Origin of the sequence: Streptomyces sp. NPDC006739 (assembly GCF_042869815.1) — a bacterium.
In the GTDB taxonomy this organism is placed as follows: domain Bacteria; phylum Actinomycetota; class Actinomycetes; order Streptomycetales; family Streptomycetaceae; genus Streptomyces.
Genome location: NZ_JBIAGM010000001.1, coordinates 138,783 through 164,642, shown reverse-complemented (window position 1 = coordinate 164,642; position 25,860 = coordinate 138,783). Strand labels below are relative to the sequence as shown.

General features: G+C 69.8%; 26 protein-coding genes and 2 tRNA genes. 21 read left to right on the top strand and 7 right to left on the bottom strand.

What is annotated here, in order from left to right; all coding sequences use genetic code 11:
• Positions 1-172 precede the first annotated feature (172 nt).
• From ACFYMM_RS00770 to ACFYMM_RS00755, 4 genes are read left to right on the top strand one after another with little or no spacing between them, the layout of a single operon-like run.
• Entirely contained in the window at positions 173-580 is a 408-nt protein-coding gene (locus ACFYMM_RS00770) for a hypothetical protein (protein ID WP_388382397.1), read from the top strand.
• The gene (locus ACFYMM_RS00765) at positions 552-1,076 is read left to right on the top strand and encodes a DUF6879 family protein (protein ID WP_388382395.1); all 525 of its coding nucleotides are present in this window, start codon (positions 552-554) and stop codon (positions 1,074-1,076) included. The genes ACFYMM_RS00770 and ACFYMM_RS00765 overlap by 29 nt, the downstream gene beginning before the upstream one ends.
• 7 nt (positions 1,077-1,083) lie before the next feature.
• On the top strand, positions 1,084-1,938 hold the full coding sequence (locus ACFYMM_RS00760) for a helix-turn-helix domain-containing protein (protein WP_388382393.1): 855 nt from the start codon (positions 1,084-1,086) through the stop codon (positions 1,936-1,938).
• An 11-nt stretch (positions 1,939-1,949) separates the two neighbouring features.
• On the top strand, positions 1,950-2,207 hold the full coding sequence (locus ACFYMM_RS00755; protein ID WP_388382391.1) for a DUF397 domain-containing protein: 258 nt from the start codon (positions 1,950-1,952) through the stop codon (positions 2,205-2,207).
• Between the two features lie 574 nt (positions 2,208-2,781).
• Here the strand turns inward: ACFYMM_RS00755 and ACFYMM_RS00750 are convergent.
• Positions 2,782-3,051 carry a mycoredoxin gene (locus ACFYMM_RS00750; RefSeq protein WP_388382390.1) on the bottom strand — a complete coding sequence of 90 codons (270 nt, stop codon included), beginning with the start codon at positions 3,049-3,051 and terminating at the stop codon, positions 2,782-2,784.
• 181 nt (positions 3,052-3,232) lie between these two features.
• Between ACFYMM_RS00750 and ACFYMM_RS00745 the strand changes: the two genes are divergently transcribed.
• The 5 genes from ACFYMM_RS00745 (at position 3,233) to ACFYMM_RS00725 (ending at position 7,116) form a co-directional block, all read left to right on the top strand.
• A complete protein-coding gene (locus ACFYMM_RS00745; protein ID WP_388382389.1) occupies positions 3,233-5,428 on the top strand; it encodes an ATP-dependent DNA helicase UvrD2 in 2,196 nt (731 codons plus the stop codon).
• 166 nt (positions 5,429-5,594) lie between these two features.
• Positions 5,595-5,909 (top strand): hypothetical protein, encoded by a 315-nt coding sequence (locus ACFYMM_RS00740; protein ID WP_388382387.1) that lies wholly within the window; start codon positions 5,595-5,597, stop codon positions 5,907-5,909.
• 169 nt (positions 5,910-6,078) lie between these two features.
• Positions 6,079-6,447: a WhiB family transcriptional regulator gene (locus tag ACFYMM_RS00735; RefSeq protein WP_369233332.1), complete on the top strand. Its 369-nt coding sequence runs from the start codon at positions 6,079-6,081 to the stop codon at positions 6,445-6,447.
• The gene (locus ACFYMM_RS00730) at positions 6,444-6,767 is read left to right on the top strand and encodes a hypothetical protein (RefSeq protein WP_388382385.1); all 324 of its coding nucleotides are present in this window, start codon (positions 6,444-6,446) and stop codon (positions 6,765-6,767) included. Before ACFYMM_RS00735 ends, ACFYMM_RS00730 begins: the two co-directional genes overlap by 4 nt.
• A gap of 136 nt (positions 6,768-6,903) precedes the next feature.
• Complete coding sequence (locus ACFYMM_RS00725; protein ID WP_388382383.1) at positions 6,904-7,116, top strand: hypothetical protein; 213 nt, start codon at positions 6,904-6,906, stop codon at positions 7,114-7,116.
• Between the two features lie 26 nt (positions 7,117-7,142).
• Here the strand turns inward: ACFYMM_RS00725 and ACFYMM_RS00720 are convergent, their stop codons facing one another.
• Together ACFYMM_RS00720 and ACFYMM_RS00715 are read right to left on the bottom strand one after the other, a co-directional pair.
• Positions 7,143-8,495, bottom strand: coding sequence for an ABC1 kinase family protein (locus ACFYMM_RS00720; RefSeq protein ID WP_388382381.1), 1,353 nt, complete (start codon positions 8,493-8,495; stop codon positions 7,143-7,145).
• Positions 8,488-9,702, bottom strand: a complete 1,215-nt coding sequence (locus ACFYMM_RS00715) for a TOMM precursor leader peptide-binding protein (RefSeq protein ID WP_388382379.1) — start codon at positions 9,700-9,702, stop codon at positions 8,488-8,490. The genes ACFYMM_RS00720 and ACFYMM_RS00715 overlap by 8 nt, the downstream gene beginning before the upstream one ends.
• A gap of 224 nt (positions 9,703-9,926) precedes the next feature.
• Between ACFYMM_RS00715 and ACFYMM_RS00710 the strand changes: the two genes are divergently transcribed.
• The 4 genes from ACFYMM_RS00710 (at position 9,927) to ACFYMM_RS00695 (ending at position 13,788) form a co-directional block, all read left to right on the top strand.
• Positions 9,927-10,523, top strand: a complete 597-nt coding sequence (locus ACFYMM_RS00710) for a M48 family metallopeptidase (protein ID WP_388382377.1) — start codon at positions 9,927-9,929, stop codon at positions 10,521-10,523.
• A 140-nt stretch (positions 10,524-10,663) separates the two neighbouring features.
• A complete protein-coding gene (locus tag ACFYMM_RS00705; RefSeq protein ID WP_388382375.1) occupies positions 10,664-12,322 on the top strand; it encodes a TerD family protein in 1,659 nt (552 codons plus the stop codon).
• 11 nt (positions 12,323-12,333) lie between these two features.
• The gene (locus ACFYMM_RS00700) at positions 12,334-13,014 is read left to right on the top strand and encodes an AIM24 family protein (RefSeq protein WP_388382372.1); all 681 of its coding nucleotides are present in this window, start codon (positions 12,334-12,336) and stop codon (positions 13,012-13,014) included.
• Positions 13,015-13,032: 18 nt separating this feature from the next.
• On the top strand, positions 13,033-13,788 hold the full coding sequence (locus ACFYMM_RS00695; protein ID WP_388382370.1) for an AIM24 family protein: 756 nt from the start codon (positions 13,033-13,035) through the stop codon (positions 13,786-13,788).
• A gap of 55 nt (positions 13,789-13,843) precedes the next feature.
• On the opposite strand, the gene ACFYMM_RS00690 is transcribed toward ACFYMM_RS00695, so the two are convergent.
• Both ACFYMM_RS00690 and ACFYMM_RS00685 read right to left on the bottom strand, forming a co-directional pair.
• A complete protein-coding gene (locus ACFYMM_RS00690) occupies positions 13,844-14,365 on the bottom strand; it encodes an NUDIX hydrolase (RefSeq protein ID WP_388382368.1) in 522 nt (173 codons plus the stop codon).
• On the bottom strand, positions 14,362-15,789 hold the full coding sequence (locus tag ACFYMM_RS00685; RefSeq protein ID WP_388382366.1) for a zinc-dependent metalloprotease: 1,428 nt from the start codon (positions 15,787-15,789) through the stop codon (positions 14,362-14,364). Before ACFYMM_RS00685 ends, ACFYMM_RS00690 begins: the two co-directional genes overlap by 4 nt.
• A gap of 193 nt (positions 15,790-15,982) precedes the next feature.
• Here ACFYMM_RS00685 and ACFYMM_RS00680 point away from each other — a divergent pair, with 193 nt between their 5' ends.
• The 4 genes from ACFYMM_RS00680 to ACFYMM_RS00665 all read left to right on the top strand — a co-directional run bounded on the left by ACFYMM_RS00680 (position 15,983) and on the right by ACFYMM_RS00665 (position 19,141).
• Entirely contained in the window at positions 15,983-17,095 is a 1,113-nt protein-coding gene (locus tag ACFYMM_RS00680) for an SDR family oxidoreductase (RefSeq protein WP_388382365.1), read from the top strand.
• 138 nt (positions 17,096-17,233) lie between these two features.
• Positions 17,234-17,695 carry a molybdenum cofactor biosynthesis protein MoaE gene (locus ACFYMM_RS00675; RefSeq protein ID WP_388382363.1) on the top strand — a complete coding sequence of 154 codons (462 nt, stop codon included), beginning with the start codon at positions 17,234-17,236 and terminating at the stop codon, positions 17,693-17,695.
• 125 nt (positions 17,696-17,820) lie between these two features.
• A complete protein-coding gene (locus tag ACFYMM_RS00670) occupies positions 17,821-17,985 on the top strand; it encodes a hypothetical protein (protein WP_388382361.1) in 165 nt (54 codons plus the stop codon).
• 58 nt (positions 17,986-18,043) lie between these two features.
• Positions 18,044-19,141 carry a PDZ domain-containing protein gene (locus ACFYMM_RS00665; RefSeq protein ID WP_388382359.1) on the top strand — a complete coding sequence of 366 codons (1,098 nt, stop codon included), beginning with the start codon at positions 18,044-18,046 and terminating at the stop codon, positions 19,139-19,141.
• A 3-nt stretch (positions 19,142-19,144) separates the two neighbouring features.
• On the opposite strand, the gene ACFYMM_RS00660 is transcribed toward ACFYMM_RS00665, so the two are convergent.
• Entirely contained in the window at positions 19,145-19,687 is a 543-nt protein-coding gene (locus ACFYMM_RS00660; protein WP_388382357.1) for a PPA1309 family protein, read from the bottom strand.
• 164 nt (positions 19,688-19,851) lie between these two features.
• Here ACFYMM_RS00660 and ACFYMM_RS00655 point away from each other — a divergent pair, with 164 nt between their 5' ends.
• From ACFYMM_RS00655 to ACFYMM_RS00640, 4 genes are all read left to right on the top strand, one after another.
• On the top strand, positions 19,852-22,719 hold the full coding sequence (locus ACFYMM_RS00655; RefSeq protein WP_388383281.1) for a UPF0182 family protein: 2,868 nt from the start codon (positions 19,852-19,854) through the stop codon (positions 22,717-22,719).
• A gap of 50 nt (positions 22,720-22,769) precedes the next feature.
• A tRNA-Met gene (locus tag ACFYMM_RS00650) sits at positions 22,770-22,843 on the top strand.
• A 204-nt stretch (positions 22,844-23,047) separates the two neighbouring features.
• Complete coding sequence (locus ACFYMM_RS00645) at positions 23,048-24,853, top strand: sel1 repeat family protein (protein WP_388382355.1); 1,806 nt, start codon at positions 23,048-23,050, stop codon at positions 24,851-24,853.
• Positions 24,854-24,933: 80 nt separating this feature from the next.
• Positions 24,934-25,007, top strand: a tRNA-Met gene (locus ACFYMM_RS00640).
• A gap of 126 nt (positions 25,008-25,133) precedes the next feature.
• Here the strand turns inward: ACFYMM_RS00640 and ACFYMM_RS00635 are convergent.
• Entirely contained in the window at positions 25,134-25,550 is a 417-nt protein-coding gene (locus ACFYMM_RS00635; RefSeq protein WP_388382353.1) for a Fur family transcriptional regulator, read from the bottom strand.
• Positions 25,551-25,860: the final 310 nt, after the last annotated feature.

The window sequence follows — 25,860 nt, the reverse complement described above, 5'->3', positions numbered from 1 at the left end:
CCCTCGGTGCTGCCTCAGCAGGTTGGGTCCGAAGACGAACGTAGAGGGGCTGGCGTCCAAGTCCCAAGGAGATTGCGCCAGTTTGCAGCAAGCCGATTGACGGGCTCGAACGGCCTCGCGACCATCGTCGTGTCGCGCAATCCGGCGCAAGGAAGCGGACGGGAGAGCAACCATGCAGCTACGGTTCCTTGGGAAGAACTCCACCCCGGGAGACAGCCCCACCCTGTACGCCAGCGACCAGGACACCTACGTCATCCAAGGCTGGAAGGTGTATGCGAACGAACTCCTCATGCAGCTCGACGTGCCGGAGGGACAGACCGTCATCGAGGTGCCGACCGAGCTGTTCGAGCACCTGACCAAGGACGGACTCCCCACAGGCGAGATCAAGAAGTACAACGACCCGATCAAGATCGTCACTGAACAGGGGACCTGCGTCCTTCAAGGCCCGGAAATGCACGACGCTGAAGCCCTGAGCCAGATGCGCATGCCCGACTATGAGACCTGCATCGAGATTCCCAAGTCCTCGATCACGGCCCTCCTGGAGGAAGACAGTGGACCTGATCAGCCCCGCGCAGCGTGACGAGCTGTTCAACCAGTTCGAGCGTGATGCCTTCCATCTGGAGCTGCGAGACGACTACGGGTCTCCCATTGAGGACACGCCGTACGCCCGATGGAAGCGTGGCGAACCCGACGACTACTCATGGCTCGACGACTGGACGACATTGATGAAGCGCGTTACGGGTGAGGGCAAGACGGTCCGTCGCGTTCGCGTGGTCACAGAGCCCCACAGCCAGTACGTCACTTGGGAGCACTCGCTCACCCACCTCAACATCGAGATGGGCGAGGACATCCGATGGCTTCCGAGGCACCGGCTGCCGGAAGGGGTTGCCTTCCCCCTAAGAGGGAACGACTGGTGGCTGTACGACGAACGCCTTCTTGCCGTGGGGCACTTCGATCCTGAAGGCCGAGTTCTCGGGTCAGAGATCGTGGAAGACCCTGACACCGTGGCCGAGTGCATCCGTTTGCGAGACCTGCTCTGGGCCATCGCCATCCCGCACGCCGAGTACAAGCCCTGACCCATCAGTGAGCAACCAAGCACAAGAAGCACGAGAGGCGTTGGGTGCCCGGCTTCGCGGGTTCCGCAAGGATGCGGGCTTCGCGAGCGGCCGGGCATTCGCGCTGGCCACGGGATGGCAGGAGTCGAAGGTCTCCCGGATCGAGAACGGGAAGCAGAACGCCAGCGAGGACGACATCCGCCTCTGGTGCACGACGACCAACAGATCCGAGCAGATCGAAGACCTCATTGCCACGGTCCGGCACATTGACGAACTATGGCTTGAGTGGCGCCGGCAGTTGGCGACTGGGGCAGAGAAGAGACAGCAGGCCGCAATACCTGTCTACTCGAAAACTAAGATATTTCGAATCTGGCATCCGACGCTCGTATGGGGGACGCTCCAAACGTCCGAGTACGCCGCAGAGACCTTCAAGCAGGTCGTCGACTATTACGAGATTCCCGACGACACCGAAGCCGCCACGGCCAAGCGGCTTGAACGTCAGCAGTACCTATACCGAGGCGATCGGATCTTTAACGTCTTGCTCGGCGAGCAGGCGCTGTACAGCAACTTTGGAGGGAAAGAGGTGATGAAGGGGCAACTCGACCGCCTGTTGTCGGTCATGGGGCTGGCCAGGCTCAGCCTCGGCATCGTCCCCAGGTCTGCGCCCCTTCGCATCTGGCCAGGTAACTCATTCTCGATGTTCGATGACAAGCTCGTTCTAGTTGAGACCTTCTCAGCAGAATTTTCCGTTACTCAACCCCGAGAAATCGAACTGTACGCTAAGGCATTCGCCCTCTTGAAGCAGTCAGCGGTCTACGGAACCGCTGTGCGAGACCTCATTTTTGCTGCAATCCATCACTACGACAGGATGCCGACCGATTAGGAGGCGGGACCTTGGCCGCGAACCCGAATTGGCGTACGAGTTCCTACACGAAATCCGACAGCTGTGTTGAAGTCGCAGACAATGACCTCTCTCGTGTCATGGTGCGAGACACTAAGCACCGGGAATTTGGTCACCTGAGTCTCGATCCGGCTTCTTGGAACCGGTTCATCGAGGCTACGAAGCAGGTCCTCAGTAGCGAGCACATACATTCGCCTCTACGAGAGACGGAGGCCTCAAGCTGCCTGAAGCTGGACCGGTTGGACACGTGACCAACGCATGATGAGCGACAGACCTGCTCCGAACGTCGGGGGTGCTTCGCCCCCGGCCTGACCGCCTGAGCGGCCCCTCGGCAGCCCCAGTCGTGTACTTCCCCCGTGGCGTATGGCGGGGGCTTCTCGCTGCTCAGTGCGGATCTTTGGTCGGCTCAGCCTGGCGCACACCTGTCTGGCACGCCGGGCACAGTTCGTGCAGTCCTTTGTCGGTGATCACGGTTCCCCACCCGAGGCACACCGCACAGCCGTGGGCCAGGGCCGGATCAGCGCGAGGCGCAGGCTGGGAAGCGGTGTCGTCACCATGGGCCATTAGACGAGTACTCCTCACTCATCCAGCCGGTACGGGGTGCAACTCCATGGGCCCATCTTATCCAGATATAAAGGGGCCATTCACTCGGAGATGGTGACGCTTAGTAGTCGCACCTCACATACGAGCAAGGTGTGGATCGTCAGCCACTTGAAGCTCTCAGAGCGGGTTGGCCACGTGACCAACGCATGACGAGCAGCGGTCAGGAACGGGCAGAAACAGCAGGGCCCCGGCCGACCGGCCGGGGCCTGAGCGCAAGATCGCCTAGTTGGCGCCGACGCCCGACAGCGCAGCCTTCACCTGAGCAAGGCTCGGGTTCGTCATAGTGGTAGGCTCCCCGCCATCCCCGGGAACTACCAAGACCGTCGGCACCGTCTGGTTTCCGCCATTCGCCTTCTCCACGAACGCGGCGGATTCCGGGTCCTGCTCGATGTTGATCTCGTTGTACGTGATGCCCTCGCGCTCCAGCTGGCTCTTCAGCCGGCGGCAGTAGCCGCACCACGTCGTGCTGTACATCGTCACAGTGCCCTGCATCTCGCTCGCGCTCCTCTGGCAGCTCGGGAAGGTCGTCCTCGAAGGGAACGTACGCGACAGGGCGGCCATTCCCGTCACGGGTACCAGGCCGCACGTGACGCCTGCCGCATTAGTACGACTGCGGGGGTCTGCCTGTGGACAACCGGCCCGGCCGTCTCGGACGACCTGGCAGCATGGCCATGTGACAGCAGCAACGCACTCCCCTCTCTTCCCGCGGGTACCGGACTCGGCCGACGCGGTGCTCGAAGGGCTCGATCCCGAGCAGCGCGAGGTGGCCACCGCCCTGCACGGTCCGGTGTGCGTACTCGCCGGCGCCGGCACGGGCAAGACCCGGGCGATCACCCACCGCATCGCCTACGGGGTGCGCGCCGGCATCCTCCAGCCGTCCAGCGTGCTCGCCGTCACCTTCACCAACCGTGCGGCCGGCGAGATGCGCGGCCGGCTGCGCCAGCTCGGCGCGCACGGCGTCCAGGCCCGCACCTTCCACTCGGCCGCCCTCCGACAGCTCCAGTACTTCTGGCCGAAAGCGATCGGTGGCTCCATGCCCCGGCTCGTCGACCGCAAGATACAGCTCGTCGCCGACGCGGCCGCCGCCTGCCGCATCCGCCTCGACCGCGGCGAGCTGCGGGACGTCACCGGCGAGATCGAATGGTCCAAGGTGACCCAGACCGTCCCCGCCGACTACCCGGCGGTGGCAGCGAAGACCGGGCGCACGGCACCGCGAGACCCCGCCGAGATCGCCCACCTCTACGCGGTCTACGAAGACCTCAAGCGGGACCGCGGGGTCATCGACTTCGAGGACGTCCTGCTGCTGACCGTCGCCGTCCTCCAGGACCGGCGTGACATCGCCGAGCAGGTCCGCTCCCAGTACCAGCACTTCGTCGTCGACGAGTACCAGGACGTCAGTCCCCTGCAGCAGCGCCTGCTGGACCTGTGGCTCGGCGACCGCGACAGCCTGTGCGTCGTCGGCGACGCGAGCCAGACGATCTATTCGTTCACGGGAGCAACGCCCGATCATCTGCTCGACTTCCGCACCCGCCACCCCGGCGCCACCGTCGTCAAGCTCGTCCGTGACTACCGCTCCACCCCCCAGGTCGTCCACCTCGCCAACGGGCTGCTCTCCCAGGCCACCGGCCGGGCCGCCGACCACCGGCTGGAGCTGATCTCCCAGCGCCCGTCGGGCCCCGAGCCTCTCTACACCGAGTACACCGACGAGCCCGCCGAGGCCGAGGGCGCCGCCCGCCGTATCCGGGAGCTGATCGACGCGGGCGTCCCGGCGGGCGAGATCGCCATCCTGTTCCGCACCAACTCCCAGTCCGAGACCTACGAGCAGGCCCTCGCCGACGCCGGCGTCCCCTACCAGCTGCGCGGCGCCGAGCGCTTCTTCGACCGGCCCGAGGTACGCAAGGCGGGCATCGCCCTGCGCGGCGCGGCCCGCTTCGGAGGCAACGACTCCCTGCTGGACGACGTCGTGGACCTGCCCTCCCAGGTGCGCGCGGTCCTGTCGGGGGAGGGCTGGACCACGGAGCCTCCGGCAGGCTCCGGCGCCGTCAGGGAGCGCTGGGAGTCGCTGGCCGCCCTGGTCGGCCTCGCCCACGACTTCGCCGCCGCCGTCCCCCGTGCCACCCTCGGCGACTTCGTGGCGGAACTCGACGAGCGGGCGAACGCCCAGCACGCCCCGACCGTCCAGGGCGTCACCCTCGCCTCCCTGCACTCGGCCAAGGGACTGGAGTGGGACGTCGTCTTCCTGGTCGGCATCGCCGAGGGCATGATGCCGATCACCTACGCAAAGACGGACGAGCAGATCGAGGAGGAACGCCGTCTCCTCTATGTGGGCGTGACCCGCGCCAGAGAACGGCTCCATCTCTCCTGGAGTCTGTCCCGTTCGCCGGGCGGCCGGCCGAACCGCAGGCCCAGTCACTTCCTCGACGGCCTGCGGCCCGGTTCCACCGGTACCGTCGGCCGGTCCGCCGCGGGCGCGGCCGGCGGCATCGAGCGGGGCTTTCCCGGCGCGGCCGTCGTCGCGCCGCGGCGCACCCAGCGCACCCCGGCCCGCTGCCGGGTCTGCGGACGGACGCTCACCGACGCGGGCGAGATGAAGCTGATGCGCTGCGAGGACTGTCCCTCCGACATGGACGAGGGCCTCTACCTGCGGCTGCGGGAATGGCGGGCGGTCCAGGGCGCGCGCAGCGGACAGCCGGACTTCTGCGTCTTCACCGACCGGACCCTGATGGCCATCGCCGAAGCCCGTCCGGCGGACTCCACCGAACTGGCCCGCATCCCCGGCGTCCTCACCCGTAAGCTGCAGCGCTACGGCGCCGATGTTCTGGCCATCTGCGCAGGCCACGAGGCCGGCGGAGGGGACGAGGACGACTGATGCGAACTCGTCGAAAAAATAGTTTGCGCATGCCCCAGCAATCCCCATAGGTTCTAGGCACGGAAACAGGCGGCCTTCTCGAAGGCCCCGATTCCGTGCTGTACTTGCACATCCGAGCGGATCGGTTCACCCCGGTCCCCCAAGACGCCGAGAGGAGGCGAGCCCAGTGATCAGCATCGAGACCATCAGCACGGCCAAACTGACCGATCGCTCGGCCGTCTCCGCGTGCATGCTCGGCGTCTCCAACCTGGGCACCGGTCTGTCCGGCATTTCCGCCGTGCGTCCGGCGTCCTCCGTGTCTCTGGCGGGTCTTCCCGTCCGTGAGCGCAATGAGCGACCGACCAAGGCACTGGAAGCAGTAGCGGCACAGGCGCAGGCCTATGCCTTTGCGGCGGCCGGTGCCGGATTCCGGAAGCAGACGACGCAGCACCACCAGATGTGGGCCTTCCGTGGGCCAGAACCCTGGAGTGATCCAGCCTGATTCGATCAGGCCGGCGCCTTCAGGGCCGCGGAACCCCACCCGGGATCCGCGGCCCTTCTGTTTTCCCCGAACGGGGAGAGCGGAGCGAAGGGGCCTCGGGCGAAAGAGAACCCGGTACCAAGCCGACACCCGGTCAACCAGCCGGAACGACAGACGAGGAAGACGACCCGTGCAACTCGAAGCGCACGCCCCGTCCGTACCGCCTTCCGAAACGATCCCCCCGCCCGGCCTCACGGAGGACTCCACCTTGATCCCCCTCACCGCGCTCACCGCGCTCGACGACGCCATCGAGAACCTCGGCGTGCCCGTCCCCTGCCGCTCCTACGACCCGGAGGTCTTCTTCGCCGAGTCGCCGGCGGACGTCGAGTACGCCAAGTCCCTGTGCCGCACCTGCCCGCTGATGGAGGCCTGCCTCGCCGGCGCCAAGGAGCGCCGTGAGCCCTGGGGTGTCTGGGGTGGCGAGCTGTTCGTCCAGGGTGTCGTCGTCGCCCGGAAGCGGCCGCGTGGTCGCCCGCGCAAGAACCCGGTCATGGCATGAACATCACCGGAACGATCGACCGCCCTCTCACGCACGACCCCAAGAAGCAGGCCCCGATGAAGCCGTCCGCCAGCGAGCCCACAGGCTCCGCGACCCCAGACTTCACCACGTCCGGCGCGACCGACTCGCGTCAGAACAGGACCCGAGAGATGCAACTCATCCCAGAAGCCCTGGCTCGTGCGCATATGCACGAGCGACTGCATGAGGCCGAGCAGGAACGCCGGGCCGTGCGCCTGGCGGCCGCCCGCCGGATGCAGCGCCGGGCCGAGCGCGCCTCGCTGCGCGCCCGCCGGGCGCTCGCCATGGCGGTCATGCAGTAAGACACCCACACCTGAAGCGGTGGCCTTCCGATCCCGGAAGGCGAAAGCTCCCCGCGGGGGCCGGTCCGGCCGAACGGACCGGCCCCCGCGGTGCGTTGTCCCGTCGATCCGCCGGCCGCGGCGATATCGTCGTCGGGTGACGAGTCTTCCCGGAGGCAGTGATCACGACGGCTCCGCCGACGAGCCCGGTCAGGTCGTGTGTGCCCGCTGTGGCGCTCCTGTCGCCGGGCCGCCGCCCGCCACCTGGACCTGCTCCGTCGAGGACGGCGTCCGCCAGTACTGCTGCGACGTCTGCTCCCGGGAGAACCTCCGCGCGATCGAAGGCCGGCTGGACTCCTCCTGGTGGTGATCGCGCCCAAGGAGGGGGTGACCCGGTTACGCGGTTTCCGTGCTCTCCTCCTGCACGAAACCCGGCAGCCATTCCTCCAGTTCGTCCCGCAGTCGCACGGTGGCTCCCAGCTGGCACAGCACACCGATGGTGCTCAGGGTCACCCGGTGTATCAGCAGGTAGGCAGGCGGCAGGTTGAGCTGCTTGCCCAACTGGTAGGCGGGGGAGCGCGGGTCGGCGATGCGGGCCGCCTGGCTGCGCATCCAGCCCCGGGTGAAGGTGAACGCGTCGACCCGGGCCGGTTCGATGATCGGCATCAGGTAGTCCAGCACCGCGTCGGGGTCCAGCGCTATCGACTCCTTGACGAACCCCTCCTCGCACAGCAGCTCGTAGACCGTCTCGGCATCGCCGTCCAGCGTCATGCGCAGGGAGTCGCCGATCGGCGTGGGCAGGCCGCCGGGCAGCCGGTCGACGGTGCCGAAGTCGAGGACCCCCAGGCGCCAGTCCTCCTTGCCGCCGGGGCCGCCGGGGAGCAGCCGGAAGTTGCCCGGGTGCGGATCGGCGTGCAGGAGGCCGGTGCGGGCCGGGCCCGAGAAGAGGAAGCGTGCCAGGAGCTGGCCGGCCCGGTCGCGCTGCTCCTGGGTGCCGTCCGAGATGACCTCCGAGAGCGGAATCCCGTCGATCCACTCCGTGACCAGCACCTGCTCGCACTGGTGCACCACCGCGGGAACCACCACGTCGGGGTCGTCGGTGAACTCCTCGGCGTGCGCGGCCTGCGCCTGGGCCTCCAGGCCGTAGTCCAGCTCCTCGGAGACCCGGTCCCGCAATTCCGCGATCAGCGGCTTGATGTCCATGCCTGGGATGAGCGGACCCAACAAGCGGGCGAAACGGCTCAACTGGGTCAGGTCGGACAGCAGAGCCTCGCCGGCGCCGGGGTACTGCACCTTGACCGCCACCTCGCGGCCGTCGTGCCACACCGCCCGGTGCACCTGCCCGATCGAGGCGGCCGCCGCCGGCTTGTCCTCGAACTCCAGGAACAACTCCCGCCACTGGGCCCCCAGGCGTTGCTCCAGCACCGTGTGCACCGTGCGGGTCGGCATCGGCGGGGCGGCCTCCTGGAGCTTGGTCAGCGCCGCCCGGTAGGGGCCGGCGACCTCCTCCGGCAGGGCGGACTCGAAGACGGACAGGGCCTGTCCGAACTTCATGGCGCCCCCCTTCAGCTCCCCGAGGACCTTGAAGAGCTGCTCCGCCGTGCGCTGTTGCAGCTCTCGGCCGACGATCTCCGCGGACTCGCCCACGATCCGCTTGCCCAGCCCCCAGGTGGCCCGGCCGGCGAAGCCGAGCGGGAGCGCGGCGAGCTTGGCGGTTCGGGTGACCGCCTTCCGGGGAAGATCAGACATGCGCCCTCCAAGTCCCAGTCGGCCGTGCGGCGCCCGCCTCGCGTACCGGCTTCACCGACGACCGTTGCACCGCCATTGTCTCGTGCCGTCCGCCGCTCGTGGAGGAGTGTTCCCCTTTACCTCTGTCCGCCGCTCCGCAGCCGCATGCGGGATGCGGCCACACGGGCCGCGACCTCCAGTTCAGGCCGGGTACGGACACCTCCCAGCGGGCGCCCGCGCCGGACGGGGACTCACCGTCGAGGAAGGCGAGGGCGTGCGCGGCGGCCAGCCCGGCGACCGTGGTGGCCAGCGCCAGATCGCACGCGCCCACCCGGCGGGCCTTGCCGGACCGCCACTGCGCGACCAGGCGGGGCCAGGCCGGATCCCGGTCCACGCGGTCCTCGTGCAGGCAGCCGGCGCAACTGGTCTCACCGGGCAGGACGAGGGGGCCGACGACGCCGGTGCCCTCCACGACGCCCGCGTAGAGATGGGGCGTGCCCGAGGCCATGAGCGGTCCGGCGGCGGCCGGGTCGGGCGCGTGCACGGCGACGTCGTCGCGCGGGGCGAGGATCACCAGGGAGTGGCCGGGCTCGCCCGCGTCGGACGCCGACGGGTGCGTGCGGCGCGGCGGGCGGCCGGGGGCGGCGCGCCGGGCGGCCTTGCGCGCCGCCTCGTCCCTGCGCTCGCCGACCGCGTCCGCCGGCAGCCCGCCCGGCGCGACGTCCCACGGCTCGACCCGCCCCACGTCCCGCACGTCGACCTCGCCGACACCCGCCCCCGAGAGGACGGAGGCGAGTACGGCGCCGACCCGGCCGGCGCCCCGCACCTGCACGCGCAGCGACCGGCGGGCCGCCAGCCGGCTCATCGCGCCGCCCGGTTCGGGGCTGATCAGGGAAAGGGACGACAGGTCGGCCCGCAGTCGTTCCAGTAGGTCCGTCTTCTCCCGCAGGGCATCCGCGGCCGGTCCGCCACCCCGGGCGTCGTCGAGCAGCCCGGCCCGTGCCAGGCGCTCCACCAGCGCGTCGACATGACCGTCCGGCAGGTCCATGCGGTGGCCCTCCTCGCGCAGCAGCGCAAGCCCGCGGGTGCCGTTGAGCAGCTCCAGGAAGCTTCCTGTCGCCGTGTCCATCGGACCGAGCGTCATCGCGTGCGCGGGAGTCATCCCGAACTGCACGGTGTTGAGATCGCGCCAGCCGCGCCGGAGCGCGGGCTTCACCATCGGATGCATGACAAACCCCCGTTGTGCATGGAAGTTCCGAACGTACCCATCCGTCGGTGGAACCGGTCACGCTCCGCCGACGACTGCCAGCATGCCGGGCCGTGCCGCGGTGTGCCGAAAGTTGTCCACAGGCCGGGGGTATTCGTCGTACAAATCAAACGCTTGGTGGTGGATCGACACCGAACCGTCCCGGAGCCGGGACTTCCCGTGTGTGCAGCGGGTAACGTCGGGGCGTGCCCGCCGACCCCCTGCACCGCGCCGGAAAGCCACAGCGCAGCACGACGAGCCAGCCGCCGAGCGGCTCCGGGGCGAGCGCGATCGAGGTCCGCAGGAGTGCCCGGCGACGCCGGACGGTTTCCGCGTACCGCGAGGGCGATCGCACCGTCGTGCTGATCCCTGCCCGGATGTCCGAGGCGGAGGAGCAGCGCTGGGTGACCGTCATGCTCGACAAGCTGGCCGCTCAGGAGAGCAGGCGGGCGCTGGGCGACGCCGAACTGACCGAGCGCGCCGGGCGGCTGTCGGCCCAGTACTTCGACGGCCGGGCCCGGCCCAGCTCCGTGCGCTGGGTCACCAACCAGAACACCCGCTGGGGTTCATGCACTCCCGCCGAGGGCAGCATCCGCCTCTCGCACCGGCTGCAGGGCATGCCGGAGTACGTCATCGACTACGTCCTCTGCCACGAGCTGGCGCACCTGCTGGTGCCCGGGCACGGACCGCGTTTCTGGCGGCTGCTGGAGTCCTATCCGCGCACCGAGCGGGCCCGTGGCTACCTGGAAGGGGTGGTGGCCGCCGACCGGCTGCCCCCGGTGCCCGACGCGGGTGACGAGTGACCCGGCGGCGGGGGCGACGCCCGCGACGGCGCTGAAAGCGCGGTTGTGTACCGGGTCTGTACCGACTGCGTCCGATGTCGGAGTTTGCCGTTAGCCTGGCGCGACGCACTCGCATTCGGGATGGGGGACGGTCGTAACGCATGGCCAGGGAATTCCAACGCGGCCACAAGGCCAGGATCAGTGATCTCACGGCGGGCACGGATCTGTACGTAGGCGTGCAGATCTCCGCCCCTGGACTGACCTTCGACATCAGCTGCTTCGGCCTCGACGCCGACGAACGTCTCTCGGACGACCGGTACTTCGTCTTCTTCAACCAGCCGAAGTCCCCCGAGGAGTCCATCCAGCTGCTGGGCGCCCAGGCGGGCGACACGGAGTCCTTCCGGGTCACGCTGGACCGGATCCCGCCCCGGATCCGCAAGCTGTCGTTCACCGCGACGATCGACGGCGCCGGGCAGATGTCGCAGGTCAGCCCCGGGTACGTGCGCATCGTGGCCGGTGGTGAGGAAGTCGCCCGGTACTCGTTCAACGGCTCGGAGTTCTCCACCGAGCGGGCCGTGATGCTCGGCGACCTCTACTTCAAGGACGTGTGGCGGTTCGCCGCCGTCGGACAGGGTTTCGACGGCGGTCTCGAGGCGCTGCTGAAGAACTTCGGCGGCGAGGTGCTGGAAGAGGAGGCGCCCGCCGCCCCGCAGCAGCCGCAGTCCGCCGCCGCCCCCGGCTTCGCCCCGCCCGCGTTCGCCGCACCGGCCGCGCCTGCCCCGGCCCCCGCCCCCCAGGGCTTCGCGCCGCCGCCGACTCCGGCGCCGCAGGGCTTCACACCGCAGCCCGGCACCACGCCGCCGGCTCCGGCGCCCGCGCCGAACGTGCACGCCGCGCCGACCGTCATCGCCCCGCTGACCCCACCCGTCGGCGGCACCGTTCCCCCGCCGCCCCCGGCTCCGACGCCCTACGGCCAGCCGCCGCAGCCGTCGTACGGCGGCCAGTTCGCCGCCCCGAGCGCCCCGATGCCGCCCGGCTACGGCCTGCCCGCGGCCCCCGGCGCCCCCATGCCGCCCGGCTACGGCCAGCAGCCCTACGGCCAGGTCCCCGGTCAGCAGGCCGCCCCGTACGGAGTGCCGCAGGGCGTCCCGCAGGGCGGTGCCGGAGTGGGCGCCGCGCTCGAGAAGTTCAAGGAGACGCCCACCGGGCAGCGCTGGACGTCGCAGAACAGCAAGCTCGTCCGCGTCGACCTCGGTGTGGGCGGCCAGCCCGTGCTGGCCCGGCAGGGCAGCATGGTGCTCTACCAGGGCAAGGTGGACTTCGGTTACAAGGGCGCCGGTTTCGCCGGGCGGCTCGTCGGCAACGTGACCGGCCAGGAGATGCAGCTGATGCGCTGCACCGGCCACGGCCAGGTGTTCCTCGCCGAGAACGCCACCTACCTGCACCCCGTCGAACTCCAGGGCGACGCCATCTGCGTCTCCGCCGAGAACGTCCTCGCCTTCGACGAGAGCCTTCAGTACGAGGTCCGGCGCATCGAGGGCCACGGCATCCCCGGCGGCGCGCTGTTCACGATGCAGTTCCAGGGCACCGGCACGATCGTCGTCAAGACGCACGGCACGCCCGTCGTGCTGCCCGTGACGCCCACGACCTTCGCCGACTGCAACGCGGTGGTCGCCTGGTCGGCCGCCTCCCAGGTGATCGTCTCCAGCCAGGTCCGGATGCGCCGCAACGCCTACCCGGGCGACACCGGGGAGAGCGTCAACCTCCAGTTCCGGGGCGCTCCCGGCAACTTCATCGTCGTCCAGCCGTACGAGGTCTGAGGGAGCCCGTCATGAACCAGCCACTCGCGGGCTATGCTCCCGCACCCGTCGCCGCCCGTATGGACAACCACGGCGACCACATGCTGAAGGTCGCCATGCAGACCGGAAACGACCTCCTCGCGCGCGTGGGGTCGATGGTCGCCTACGAGGGCTTCGTCCAGTACGAGCCCAACCCGCCGGCCGTCCGCCAGATCGCCCGCGACTGGATCACCGGCGAGGGCGCCCCGCTGATGAAGTGCTCCGGTGACGGTCTGCTCTACCTCGCCGACTACGGTGCCAACGTCGTCGTGATCAACCTCAACGGCGACGGCATCTCGGTCAACGCCACCAACCTCCTCGCCTTCGACGCCCACCTCACCTGGGGCGTGGAGCGGGTCAAGGGCCTGGCCAAGTTCGCCGGACAGGGCCTGTGGAACACGAAGATCTCCGGTCAGGGCTGGGTCGCGCTGACCTCCCGGGGCAAGCCGATCGTCGTCGACTGCGGTGGCGGCGAGGACGAGACCTACGTCGACCCCGACGCGCTCGTGGCCTGGTCCCCGAACCTCAGGGTGAAGGGCAAGCGCAGCTTCAAGGCCCAGTCACTGATCGGCCGGGGCAGCGGCGAGGCCTACCAGATGGCCTTCTCCGGCCAGGGCATCGTCGTCGTCCAGCCCAGCGAGGACAGCACCGACCGCCTCCGGATCCGGGGCTGAGGGGGAACCAGAAACACCATGCAGAGCCCGCTTTTCGCGCACAACGACCTCCAGACACAGGAGCGCTGGAGCCTGCAGAACAAGCAGATGCTCCGCGTCACCATGGAGGGCCACGACGACATCCTCGCCCGCAAGGGCACCATGGTCGCCTACCAGGGACTGGTCGAGTTCGACGCCGAGTACCAGAGCAACAACCAGGCACGCGCGCGTGCGTACACCGGCGAGGGTCTGGACCTGATGCGCTGCCACGGGCAGGGCACCGTCTACCTGGCCAACCTCGCCCAGCAGGTCCATGTGCTCGACGTCGAGCAGGACGGCCTCACGGTCGACAGCAGCTACGTCCTGGCCATGGACTCCTCGCTGCACCACGAGGTCATCGCCGTCGACAGCCTCTACGGCATCTCCGGCTCGGGTAAGTACCAGCTGAACATCACCGGTCGCGGCAAGGTCGCCCTGATGACCTCGGGCGCGCCGCTGCTGATGCAGGTGACGCCCGACAAGTACGTCAACTGCGACGCCGACGCCATCGTGGCCTGGTCGACCGGGCTGCGGGTGCAGATGCAGGCCCAGACGCACTCCTCCGGGGTGTGGCGGCGGCGCGGCAACACCGGTGAGGGCTGGGAGCTGAGCTTCATGGGCAGCGGCTTCGCGCTCGTCCAGCCCAGCGAACTGCTGCCGCCGCAGAACGCCCAGATCGGCCAGGGCCTCGCAGCGCAGTTCGGCATGGGCCAGCACGGGGCCCGGGGCCAGAACCAGGGCAACGTCTGGAGCTGAGCGTCCGGACAGCAGACGTAAGGGGCGCTCGCCGTGGTGGGCGCCCCTTACCCCTTCACAGCCTCGCGCGCGCCGCTTCGAGCAGTCGTACGACGGACTCGTCCGCGACATCCGCGACCTCGCGGTAGGGGAACCAGCGGACGTCCAGCGACTCGTCGCTGATCGCGTGGTCCGCTCCCGGGGGTGCCAGGGCCGCGTACTGCACGTCGAAGTGCCAGTGGCACGGCGCCGGGACGGGATGCCGGTCGAGGCGGACCGGGCCGCCCGGCAGCAGGGTCAGTTCCGTCATGCCGGACTCCTCCGTGGCCTCGCGCAGGGCCGCCTGAGCCACGGTGGTGTCCACCGGCTCACAGTGGCCGCCCATCTGCAGCCACATCCGCAGCTTGCGGTGCAGCGTCAGCAGCACCCGCTCGCGTGCCGGATCGATCACCAGGGCGCTCGCCGTCACGTGGCCCGCGTGGCAGGCCTTCCACATGCCGTTGGGGTGGGCCGCCAAGTGGTCCAGATAGGTCTGGCGCAGCTGTTCCTGGTCCTCGTACCCCTTCAGCACGAGGACCGCGTCGTCGTACAGGCTCACTCGGAGTCGTCGTCCTCGTCCTTGTTGAGGTTCGGCTTCTCGGCGGAGCCGTCCGCGGCCTCGCCGAGCATTTTGTCCAGCTCGGAGAAGTCCAGCTGCTCGCGGTGGACGAAGCCGTCCGGGTCGTCCAGGTCGGTGGCCGTCGGCAGCATGTCCGGGTGGGCCCACAGGGCGTCGCGGCCGTCCACCCCGCGCGCGTCCGTGAGCGAGGCCCACAGACGGGAGGCGTCGCGCAGCCGGCGCGGGCGCAGCTCCAGGCCGATCAGCGTGGCGAAGGTCTGCTCGGCCGGGCCGCCGGTGGCGCGGCGGCGGCGCAGGGTCTCACGCAGCGCGTCGGCGGACGACAGGCGGGGCTTGGCGGCCGCGTGGACCACCGCGTCCACCCAGCCCTCGACGAGCGCCAGGGCCGTCTCCAGACGGGCCAGGGCGGCCTTCTGCTCGGGCGTGTCCTCCGGCTGGAACATGCCCTGCTGGAGGGCGTCCTGCAGCTGCTCCGGGTTCTGCGGGTCGAACTGGCCGACCACGTCCTCCAGCTTGGCGGTGTCGACCTTGATCCCGCGCGCGTAGCCGTCGACCGCGCCGAACAGGTGCGACCGCAGCCACGGCACATGCGCGAACAGGCGCTGGTGGGCGGCCTCGCGCAGGGCGAGGTAGAGCCGCACCTCGTCCTTCGGCACGCCGAGGTCCTTGCCGAACGCCTCGATGTTGGCCGGCAGCAGCGCGGCCTTGCCGGCCGGGCCGAGCGGCAGGCCGATGTCGGTCGAACCGACGACCTCACCCGCGAGGACACCGACGGCCTGCCCGATCTGCGTGCCGAACATGGCGCCGCCCATCGAGCGCATCATGCCGATCAGCGGGCCGGCCATGGCCTGCATCTCCTCCGGCAGGACGTCGCCCATGGCCGCGCCGACCCGCTCGGCGACCGGGTCGACCAGCTCCTGCCAGGCGGGCAGGGTCGCCTCGACCCACTCCGCGCGCGACCATGCCACGGCCGAGCCGGCGCCCGAGGGCAGGGACGTGGCGTCGTCCAGCCACAGGTCGGCCAGACGGACGGCCTCCTGGACCGCCGTACGCTCGGCGGGGCCGACGCTCGCGTCCTTGACGCCGTCGGACGTGCCCTGGGAGACCGTCTGGCGGGCGATCTGCTTGGCCATGTCCCAGTTCACCGGTCCGCCCTCGTAGGAGAGCATCTGGCCCAGCTGCTGGAACGCGGCGCCCAGGTCGGTGGGGTTCAGCGAACCGAACATGGCTGCGAGCGGATTGTCGGCGCCGGGGCCGCCAAAGGCGCCGGCTCCGGACGGCCCGAAACCGAACGGATTGGCCGGTCCCTGACCACCACCGCTCTCCTGGTCCTTCTTCTTGCCCTCGTCGCCGTCTTCCGGCTCCTCCGGCGGAAGGCCGAATCCGAATGGGGTGTCACTCACGGGATTCCTCGGCTGGTAAGGCCACCGGCTTCTCTCCGGCGGCGCGGCTGCCCGACAACACCACCCAGCGTAGACACCCCGACCCGATCGGGCCTCGGTGCTTCGCCGAGTCTTGGCCTGCGGCAGGATGGATGCCACCTGGTACGTACGCGTCACTCACGCCCGTACTGAAGACAACCGCTGGAGACGCCCGGTGAGTTCCCCAGATCCGCAGGTTCGCGCAGCGCGAAACCCTTCAACCCCTCCCACCGTGCGCGGGCCTGTCGTCGCGGTCACCGGCGCTGCCACCGGGGTCGGCGCGCTGCTCACCGAGCGGCTCGCCGCCTCCGAGGAGATCAAGCAGGTCGTCGCGATCGACGAGCGGCGCGGCGAGTGCGCGGCGGCCACCTGGCACATCCTGGACGTGCGGGATCCGGCCATCGCGGACAAGCTGCGCGGCGCCGACGTGGTCGTCCATCTGGCGCTCGACCTGGACCTGGAGACCGATCCGGCGGCGCGTACGGCCTACAACGTGCGGGGGACGCAGACGGTGCTGACGGCGGCGGCCGCCGCCGGCGTGCACCGGGTGGTGCTGTGCACCTCGTCGATGGTCTACGGGGCGCTGCCGGAAAACGAGCTGCCGCTGTCGGAGGACGCCGAGCTGCGGGCGACGGCCGAGGCCACCGGGGTGGGTGACCTGCTGGAGATCGAGCGGCTGGCGCGGCGCGCTCCGCGCGCGCATCCCGGGCTGAACGTCACCGTGGTGCGGCCCGCCATTCTCGTCGGGGGCACCGACACCGCGCTGACCAGGTACTTCGAGTCGCCTCGGCTGCTGGTCGTGGCCGGGTCGCGGCCCGCCTGGCAGTTCTGCCACGTCGAGGATCTGTGCGCCGCCCTGGAGTACGCCGTCCTGGAGAAGGTCGACGGGGAGCTGACCGTCGGGTGCGACGGGTGGCTGGAGCAGGAGGAGGTCGAGGAGCTGAGCGGGATCCGGCGGATGGAGCTGCCGTCGGCGGTCGCGCTGGGTGCGGCGGCGCGGCTGCACCGGATCGGGCTCACCCCCTCGCCGGCCGGGGACCTGGCCTACACGATGTACCCCTGGGTGGTGAGCGGCAGCCGGCTGCACGATGCCGGGTGGCGTCCTGGCTGGACCAACGAGGAGGTGCTCGCGGAGCTGCTGGAGGAGGTCTCCGGGCGGCACACGGTGGCTGGGCGGCGGCTGGGGCGCAAGGACGCGACGGCGGCCGGGGCCGCGGGGGCGACGGTGGCCCTGCTGGGCGCCGCGGCCGTGGTGCGGCGGGCGCGCAAGGCACGCCGGCGCATCTGAGGGGGGCGCGCCCGCACCTCGACAGGACAGGACGCCGTCCGGCTGGACGCCACCTGTAGGACACTCCAAACACCGACGCGCGCGTGCCTGGTGAAAGTGACATTCCGCGATGTCGTGGGTGTGCGGCACCATGGAGGGATGGCACCCATGATCGACCACCCCGGTGAGCAGGCGGCGCAGGATCCCATCAAGCTGATCGCCGTACGGCAGACCCCGCTCTCCGTCGACGAGGTCTTCGGGGCCGTCGGGGACCACGCCGCCGGCGGTATCGCGCTCTTCGTGGGGACCGTGCGCGACCACGACGGGGGCGCGGACGTGGACGCGCTCGGGTACTCCTGCCATCCCAGTGCCGAGGCGGAGATGCGGCGGATCGCCGAGAAGGTCGTCGCGGAGTATCCGGTGCGGGCGCTGGCCGCCGTGCACCGGGTCGGGGACCTCGGCATCGGGGACCTCGCCGTCGTGGTCGGCGTGTCGTGCCCCCATCGGGGTGAGGCCTTCGAGGCCTGCCGCAGGCTCATCGACGACCTCAAGCACGAAGTGCCCATCTGGAAGCACCAGAAGTTCTCGGACGGCACGGAGGAATGGGTCGGGGCCTGCTGAGTCCCCCGGCGGTTCCCCTGGTCCGTCCGGTTGCGTAACCGCACCCCTGCCATGAGCGTTGTCAGTGCGGATGGTTAATCTGCTGATCAGTCAGTCTCGGACGCTCATGGGGTTGGGAGGTCGGCATGGCGGCGCTCGTCTGGTTGCTGATTCCGCTGGTGGCCGCGGTGGCTGCGGGCATGTGGGGCAGTTGGGCCAACCGGACCCGCAGGGCGCGCAGCGACGGGCCGGAACTGGACGGGTACGCCCGGTTCCGCGAGGCGATGGAGAAGCCCCACCCGCGCACCTGAGACCGGGGCCGGGGTGCCCTGACGGTGCGCTGACAGGGGCGTCCCGTACTGTCGTGCCATGCCACGCCGCACCGCGACGATGCTCGCCTCCACCCTGATGCTGATCGCGCTCCTGTGCGCGGGGCTGCTCATCCCCGTGCCGTACTCGGAGATGTCCCCCGGGCCGACCGTGAACACGCTCGGGGACCACGACGGCGAGCCGGTGCTGCAGATCTCCGGGCACAAGAGCTACCCGGCCTCCGGGCACCTCAACATGACCACCGTCCGGGTCACCAGCGCCGACTACCGGATGAACCTCGTCGAGGCCGTGTACGGCTGGCTCGCGCACGACGACAAGGTCGTTCCGCACGACACCCTCTACCCGGACGGCAAGACCGAGCAGCAGTCCACCCAGGAGAACGCCGAGGAGTTCAGCCAGTCCCAGGAGAGCGCCAAGGTCGCCGCCCTGAAGGAGCTGGGCGTCCCGGTGAGGTCCTGGGTGATCGTCGCCACCGTCGTCAAGGGCTCCCCGGCCGAGGGCAAGCTGCACGCCGGTGACGTGATCAAGGCCGTCGACGGGGCGGCGGTCAGGCAGCCGTCCGACGTCGCCAAGCTGGTCACCAAGCACCAGCCCGGTCAGAAGGTCGTCTTCACCGTCGTCCCGGCCAAGGACCAGGCCGCCGCCGAGAAGGCGAACAAGACGGCGACCCGGACCCAGGACGTCACGATCACCACGACGACCTCCGACGACACCGGCGCCAAGCGCGCCATCGTCGGCATCTCCGCCGGCACCGACCACACGTTCCCGTTCACCATCGACATCAAGCTCGCCGACGTCGGCGGCCCCAGCGCCGGCCTGATGTTCTCGCTCGGCATCTACGACAAGCTCACCCCGGGCGACCTCACCGGCGGCAAGTTCGTGGCCGGCACCGGGACCATCGACGACGACGGCAAGGTCGGCCCGATCGGCGGCGTCGAGATGAAGACCGTCGGCGCGCGCAGCAAGGGCGCCCAGTACTTCCTGACGCCCGCCGACAACTGCGCGGCCGCCGCCAAGGACACCCCGAGCGGGCTCACCCTGGTCAAGGTCAAGACCATCGGTGACGCGCTCGACGCCCTCAAGGACATCCGCAGCGGCGACACCGCGGCCCTGACCACATGCACCACCAAGGGCTGACCGTCAGTCCTCGAACGTCGCGGTCAGGGCCTCCGCCAGGCCGGGCACCAGGTCCGGCCCGGTCAGGACCTCCGTGGCGGAGTCCTTCTCCCGCAGCCGCAGGGCCGACTCGCGGGTGCCGTCCCGCAGCACCGCGACCGTCATCCGGACCTCCTGGCGCTCGGGGTGCTGCGCCACCCACTTGGCCAGCTTGGCCTCACTCAGGCCCTGCGGTACCTGTGCCTCGGCGGACGGCGGGAGCATCATCCGCTCCACGGTGAGCGCGCAGCCGGCCACCGCGTCGGGCCAGGCGATGGTGCCGAGGAACTCGTCGAGCGCCCGGGACGTTGGAATCTCGTCCTGCTCGATCGGGGTGAGACCGGTGGTCTCGGGCTCGTCCTGCAGGCCCAGCTGGGCCGCGAGGGCAGGTTCCTGAGCCCGCAGCCGTGCGGTGTCTACGAGGGCGAAGAGGCGAGCGGGCTGGTCCCAGCCGAGGCCGGAGGCGTACTCGTCGATCTCGAGTACGGCCCGGGTGAGCGGGTTCGCTGCCATGGGAGTGTTGGACATGGTCACAATCCTGCCTCGTTCATGGCCGGAATCGGGAACCGAGTAAACCGTGAGTAAGTTGCATAGGTGTGGGCCCGCGATCACGGGGGGCCACGGAAGGTCCGCGAAACCGGGGGCCTGACGGATCAACAGCGAACTTCGAGGGGCGCACCTTGGCTTTCCAGATGCCGGACCGCGGCGGAGGCCCGACGGGACCGCGGATCAGAGCGGGCAACCCGTCCCGGCGCGTTCGGACCCTGCTCGTGACACTGGGCGTCCTCGCCGTTCTCGGCATGGCGTTCACCATGTTCGCGGGATTCTGGACGGACTGGCTGTGGTACCGCTCGGTGCACTACTCGTCCGTGTTCACCACCACACTGTGGACCAAGATCGGGCTCTTCTTCGTCTTCGGCCTGCTGATGGCGGTCGCGGTCGGCGTCAACATCTGGCTCGCGCACCGGCTGCGGCCCCCGCTGAGCGCCATGTCCATGGAGCAGCAGAGCCTCGACCGCTACCGGATGGGCATCGCGCCGTACAAGACCTGGCTGCTGCTGGGCATCGCCGCCCTCGTCGGTCTGATCGCCGGCGCCTCGGCGTCGGGCCAGTGGCGGACCTGGCTGATGTGGGTCAACGGCGTGCCCTTCCACCAGCAGGACCCGCAGTTCCACCTCGACGTCTCCTTCTACGCCTTCGACCTGCCCTGGTACCGCTTCCTGCTGGGCTTCGGCTTCGCCACCGCGATCCTGTCCCTGATCGCCGCCGCGCTCACCCACTACCTGTACGGCGGGCTGCGCGTCACCAGCCCCGGTGCCCGCGCCACCGGTGCCGCGACCGGGCACCTGTCAGTGCTCCTCGGTGTCTTCGTCGCCCTGAAGGCGGTCGCCTACTGGCTCGACCGGTACGGACTGGCCGTCAAGTCCAGCGACTTCAAGGCGACCGACGACTGGACCGGCCTGCGCTACGTCGACGCCAACGCCTACCTGCCCGCCAAGACCATCCTGTTCTGCATCGCCGCCATCTGCGCGCTGCTGTTCTTCGCCACCCTGTGGCGGCGCACCTGGCAGCTGCCCGTCATCGGCTTCGGACTGATGGTCCTCTCGGCGATCCTCATCGGCGGCCTCTACCCGGCGATCGTGCAGAAGTTCCAGGTCCAGCCCAACGAGCAGGCCAAAGAAGCCCCGTACGTCCAGAAGAACCTCAAGGCGACCCGCGAGGCGTACGGCATCGACGACACCAAGGTGACCGAGTACGAGGGCAAGTCCACGACCGCGGACAACACGAAGCTGCGGGGTGACGTCGACGACGCGGCCAGCATCCGGATCATGGACCCGAACATCGTCTCGCCGACGTTCCAGCAGCTGCAGCAGATGCGGAACTACTACGGGTTCCCGACCAACCTCGACGTCGACCGCTACACCAAGAACGGCAAGGACCAGGACACCGTCATCGGGCTGCGCGAGCTGAACCTGGCCGGCGTCCCGAAGAACAACTGGATCAACGACCACTTCCGTTACACCCATGGCTACGGCGTGGTCGCCGCCAAGGGCACCGAGGCGGACTCCGAGGGGCAGCCGGTCTTCACCGAGTACGACCTGCCGTCCAAGGGCGACCTGGGGACGTATCAGCAGCGCATCTACTACGGCGAGAAGACCACCGAGTACTCGATCGTCGGCGGTCCCCAGAAGGAGATCGACTACTCCGACGACAACGGCGAGAAGACCACCAGCTACACGGCGAAGAGCGGCGTCAACCTGGCGAGCCCGATCAACCGGGCCGCGTACGCGGTGGCGTTCAACGAGCCGCAGATCCTGTACTCGGGCGCGATCGGCAAGGGCTCGCGGATCCTGTACAACCGCACCCCCAAGGAGCGCGTCGAGGCGGTAGCGCCCTGGCTGACCATCGACGGCGACGCCTACCCGGCGGTGGTGAACCACCGTATCCAGTGGATCGTGGACGCGTACACGACCACGAACGGATACCCGTACGCCTCTCGCACGACCCTCGGGGACACGACCGCCGACTCGCTGACCGCCGGCAACAACTCCCGCGCGGTGGTGGCCCAGCAGAACCAGGTCAACTACATCCGCAACTCGGTGAAGGCGACCGTCGACGCGTACACCGGCGAGGTCAAGCTCTACCAGTGGGACACCGAGGACCCGGTGCTGAAGACCTGGATGAAGGCGTTCCCGGGCACGGTGCAGCCCCGGAGCGCGATCTCCGGCGACCTGATGGCCCATCTGCGCTATCCGCAGGACCTGTTCAAGGTCCAGCGTGAACTGCTCACCCGCTACCACGTGACGGACGCGCAGACGTTCCTGACCGGCAGCGAGGTGTGGCAGGTGCCGAACGACCCGACGAACAAGTCGGGCAACGCGGTGCCGCCGTACTACCTGAGCATGAAGATGCCCGACCAGAACGCGCAGGCGTTCTCGCTGTCGACGACGTTCACACCCAACGGCCGTGACAACCTCAGCGCCTTCATGTCGGTCGACTCGGAGGCCGGATCGAGCGACTACGGCAAGATCAGAATCCTGAAACTCCCGACCAGTACGACCGTGCAGGGGCCCAAACAGGTCCAGAGCCAGTTCAACTCCGAACAGGAGATCGCCGCGGCGATCAAGCTGCTCAAGGGCGGCGATTCCGAGGTGGAGTACGGCAATCTGCTGACCGTGCCGCTGGACGGCGGCCTGCTCTACGTGGAGCCGGTCTACGTACGCGGCGGCGGCCTGAAGTACCCGCTGCTGCGCAAGGTGTTGGTCACCTACGAGGGCAGGACCGCCTTCGAGAACACCCTGGGCGCGGCGCTCGACAAGGTCTTCGGGACGCAGGAGCCGGCCACGCCGCCGCCGGACACCGGGACGAGCAATCCGCCGGCCTCCGGCAACCCCACGGTGCAACAGGCCCTGAGCGACGCACAGAAGGCGTTCGACGCTGGCCAGGAAGCGCTGAAGAAGCCGGACTGGGAGGCGTACGCCAAGGCGCAGAAGGACCTGCAGGCCGCGCTGAAGCGGGCCGAGGAGGCGCAGGCCCGGGCGGGCGGGAAGACCGGCTGACCACCTTGATCAAGGGGGCCCCGCGCCGTGATACGGTTGCCGAGCAACGGCGCGGGGTGGAGCAGCTCGGTAGCTCGCTGGGCTCATAACCCAGAGGTCGCAGGTTCAAATCCTGTCCCCGCTACTGCAGTCGAAGGCCCGGATCCTCACAGGATCCGGGCCTTCGTGGTGTGCGAACCCATGTACGGCAGGAGAGAGCGCCGCGCCGCCATGGGGAGTTGGGCGATCTGTGTTTGACTTGTCTCTCTGTGGGCATGTCGACAAAACGCTGAAGTGACCTCACTGGCTGCGGTATACCAGGTGTACCCAGGTAGCAGGTGGTGCGACGATGGACGTTATGGGGGACAAGGCAACTCTGTGCGAGACAGGGCGATTTGTGCAGCCTTCCAGTGAGGAGCCGGCCCGGGGGGACGAGATGGGGGACGCCGCCGAGGAGATGCGCCTCCGGCTCGCCGCCGACGCGGGCGACGTCGAGGCGATGAGCGTCCTCGGGGCCATGCTGCTGCGCCGCGGCGACCTCGGCGGTGCCGAGTCCCCGCTGCGTGCCGCCACCGCCGCCGGCGACCGGGCCGCCGCCAACAACCTCGGCGTCCTGCTGCACCAGCGCGGATACGCCGACGAGGCCGCAGGCTGGTGGCGGATCGCCGCCGTCGCCGGTTCCGCCGCCGCCGCGCACGCGCTCGGCCGGCACCACCGCGAGCGCGGGGACGAGCCCGCCGCCGAGTACTGGCTGCGCCAGTCCGCCGAGCAGGGGCATGTGCTGGGCGCCTACGCGCTCGCCGACCTGCTCGAACACCGCGGGGACGCCGCCGCCGGGCACTGGATGCGGGCCGCCGCCGAACGGGGGCACCGGGAGGCCGCGTACCGGCTGGCGCGCGCGCTCGACCGCAAGGCCGCCGACGAGGACGAGGGCGGAGCCGACAACGCTGTCGAGGAGACCGAGCAGTGGTACCGGCAGGCCGCCGCGCGCGGCCACCGGCGGGCCGCGCTGCACCTCGGGGCGATCCTGGAGAAGCGCGGTGACCTCAAGGAGGCCGGGCGCTGGTACCTGACCTCGGCCAAGGACGGCGAGCCCCGGGCCGCCTGCGCGCTCGGCTTCCTGCTGCGCGACGCCGGCGACACCGAGAGCGCCGCGGTGTGGTGGCTGAGGGCCGCGCAGGACGGCGACGGCAACGCGGCCAACGCGCTGGGCGCGCTGCACGCCGAACGCGGGGAGACCCAGACCGCCGAGCGCTGGTACCGGGCGGCGATGGACGCCGGGGACGACAACGGGGCGTACAACCTCGCCCTGCTCTGCGTCGAGCAGGGCAGGGTCGCGCAGGCCGAGCAGTGGTACCGGCGGGCCGCCTACGCCGGACACCGGGAGGCGGCGAACGCGCTGGCGATCCTGCTGCTGCAGGCCGGCGACGAGACCGGGGCCGAGCCGTGGTTCTCGAAGGCGGCCGAGGCGGGCAGCGTCGACGCCGCGTTCAACCTCGGGATCCTGTACGCCGGGCGGGGCGCGGACGCCGTGGCGCTCGGCTGGTACGAGCGGGCGGCCTCCGCCGGGCACGCCGAGGCGGCGCTCCAGGTCGGGATCGCGCGGCTGCGGGACGGTGACGAGCAGGAGGCCGAGCGGCATCTGCGGTGCGCGGCCGGCGGGGGGAGCGTGGAGGCGGCGTACCGGCTGGCCACCGTGCTGGACGCGCGGCGGCCCCCGGTGTCCGAGCACGAGCTGGGGGAGATCGTGCACGAGAAGACCGAGTGCGAGGAGTGGTACGAGCGGGCGGCCTCGCAGGGGCACCGGCGGGCTCAGGTGCGGGTCGGGATGCTCGCGGCGGCCCGGGGGGACGTCGTGGAGGCGGCCCGGTGGTACCGGGAGGCCGCCGAGGCGGGCTCGCGCAACGGGGCGTTCAACCTGGGGCTGCTGCTGGCCCGCGAGGGGAGCGAGCCGGAGGCGGCGGTGTGGTGGAGCCGGGCGGCCGAGGCGGGCCACGGACGGGCGGCACTTCGGCTGGCGCTCGTCTACGCGCGTCGTGGCGAGCTGGCCGAGGGCCAGCGCTGGGCCGATCTCGCGGTGTCCCTCGGACCGGCGGAGGTCTCCGAGCGGGCGGGGCGGCTGCGGGACGCGCTGCGGGAGGAGCTGTCGGCGTGACGGCCTCCGCGCAGGTCAGGGCCCTGTCGTAAAGCGATTTGCTTCCCGCGCCATCCCTCACGTAGTGTTCAGTTCATCGACGCGGGGTGGAGCAGCTCGGTAGCTCGCTGGGCTCATAACCCAGAGGTCGCAGGTTCAAATCCTGTCCCCGCTACTGAAGGCCAAGGGCCGGAATCCAGAGATGGATTCCGGCCCTGGGTGTTTTCTGGCCAAAAACGCGAAGCCCCCGCACACGTCGAGTCGGTGCCGGGGGCTTCGCGGGTGTCGCTGTCGGGCCGGGTCAGGCCGAGGAGCAGTTGGGGCAGATGCCCCGGTACGTCACCTCGACGTCCGAGACCGTGAAGCCGAACCGCTCCGAGTCGGGGAGGTCGGTCAGCGGGTTGCCGGTCGGGTGGACGTCACGGATCGCCCCGCACCGGGCGCAGACCAGGTGGTGGTGCGGCCGGTGCGCGTTCGGGTCGTACCGCTTGGCGCGCTTGTCGGTGGAGACCTCCAGCACCTCGCCCAGGGTGACCAGCTCGCCCAGGGTGTTGTAGACGGTCGCCCGGGAGATCTCGGGCAGCTTGACGACGGCCCGGGCGTGGACCTCGTCGGCCGTCAGATGGACGTGATCACCGTCGAGGACCTCGGCCACGACGCGCCGCTGCGCGGTCATCCGCCATCCGCGTCCGCGCAGCCGTTCCAGAAGGTCACTCATGAAAACCAGCCTAACAGTGGGGGAACTCTGTCCCGAACGGGTGTGACTTTGGAGCCTCGCTTGACTTAGACATTGTCCATTGTAGGATCGACATCGGCTTTGGCCAAGTGCGACAGGAACAGGCAGAAGTCACCGCAGCGGGACTCGTACGGCGGCGCCGCGACGACGCGTGGAACGCGTGGGACCGGTGCGTCGCACCGGGGCCGGAGGCCAGGCCCGGTCGTACGGTGTCGTTGCTGACGTCGACTGCGCGGTCTGTGTCACGACTGTTCCACGCCGGCAGATCTTTTGAACACCGTGATCCTGTGAT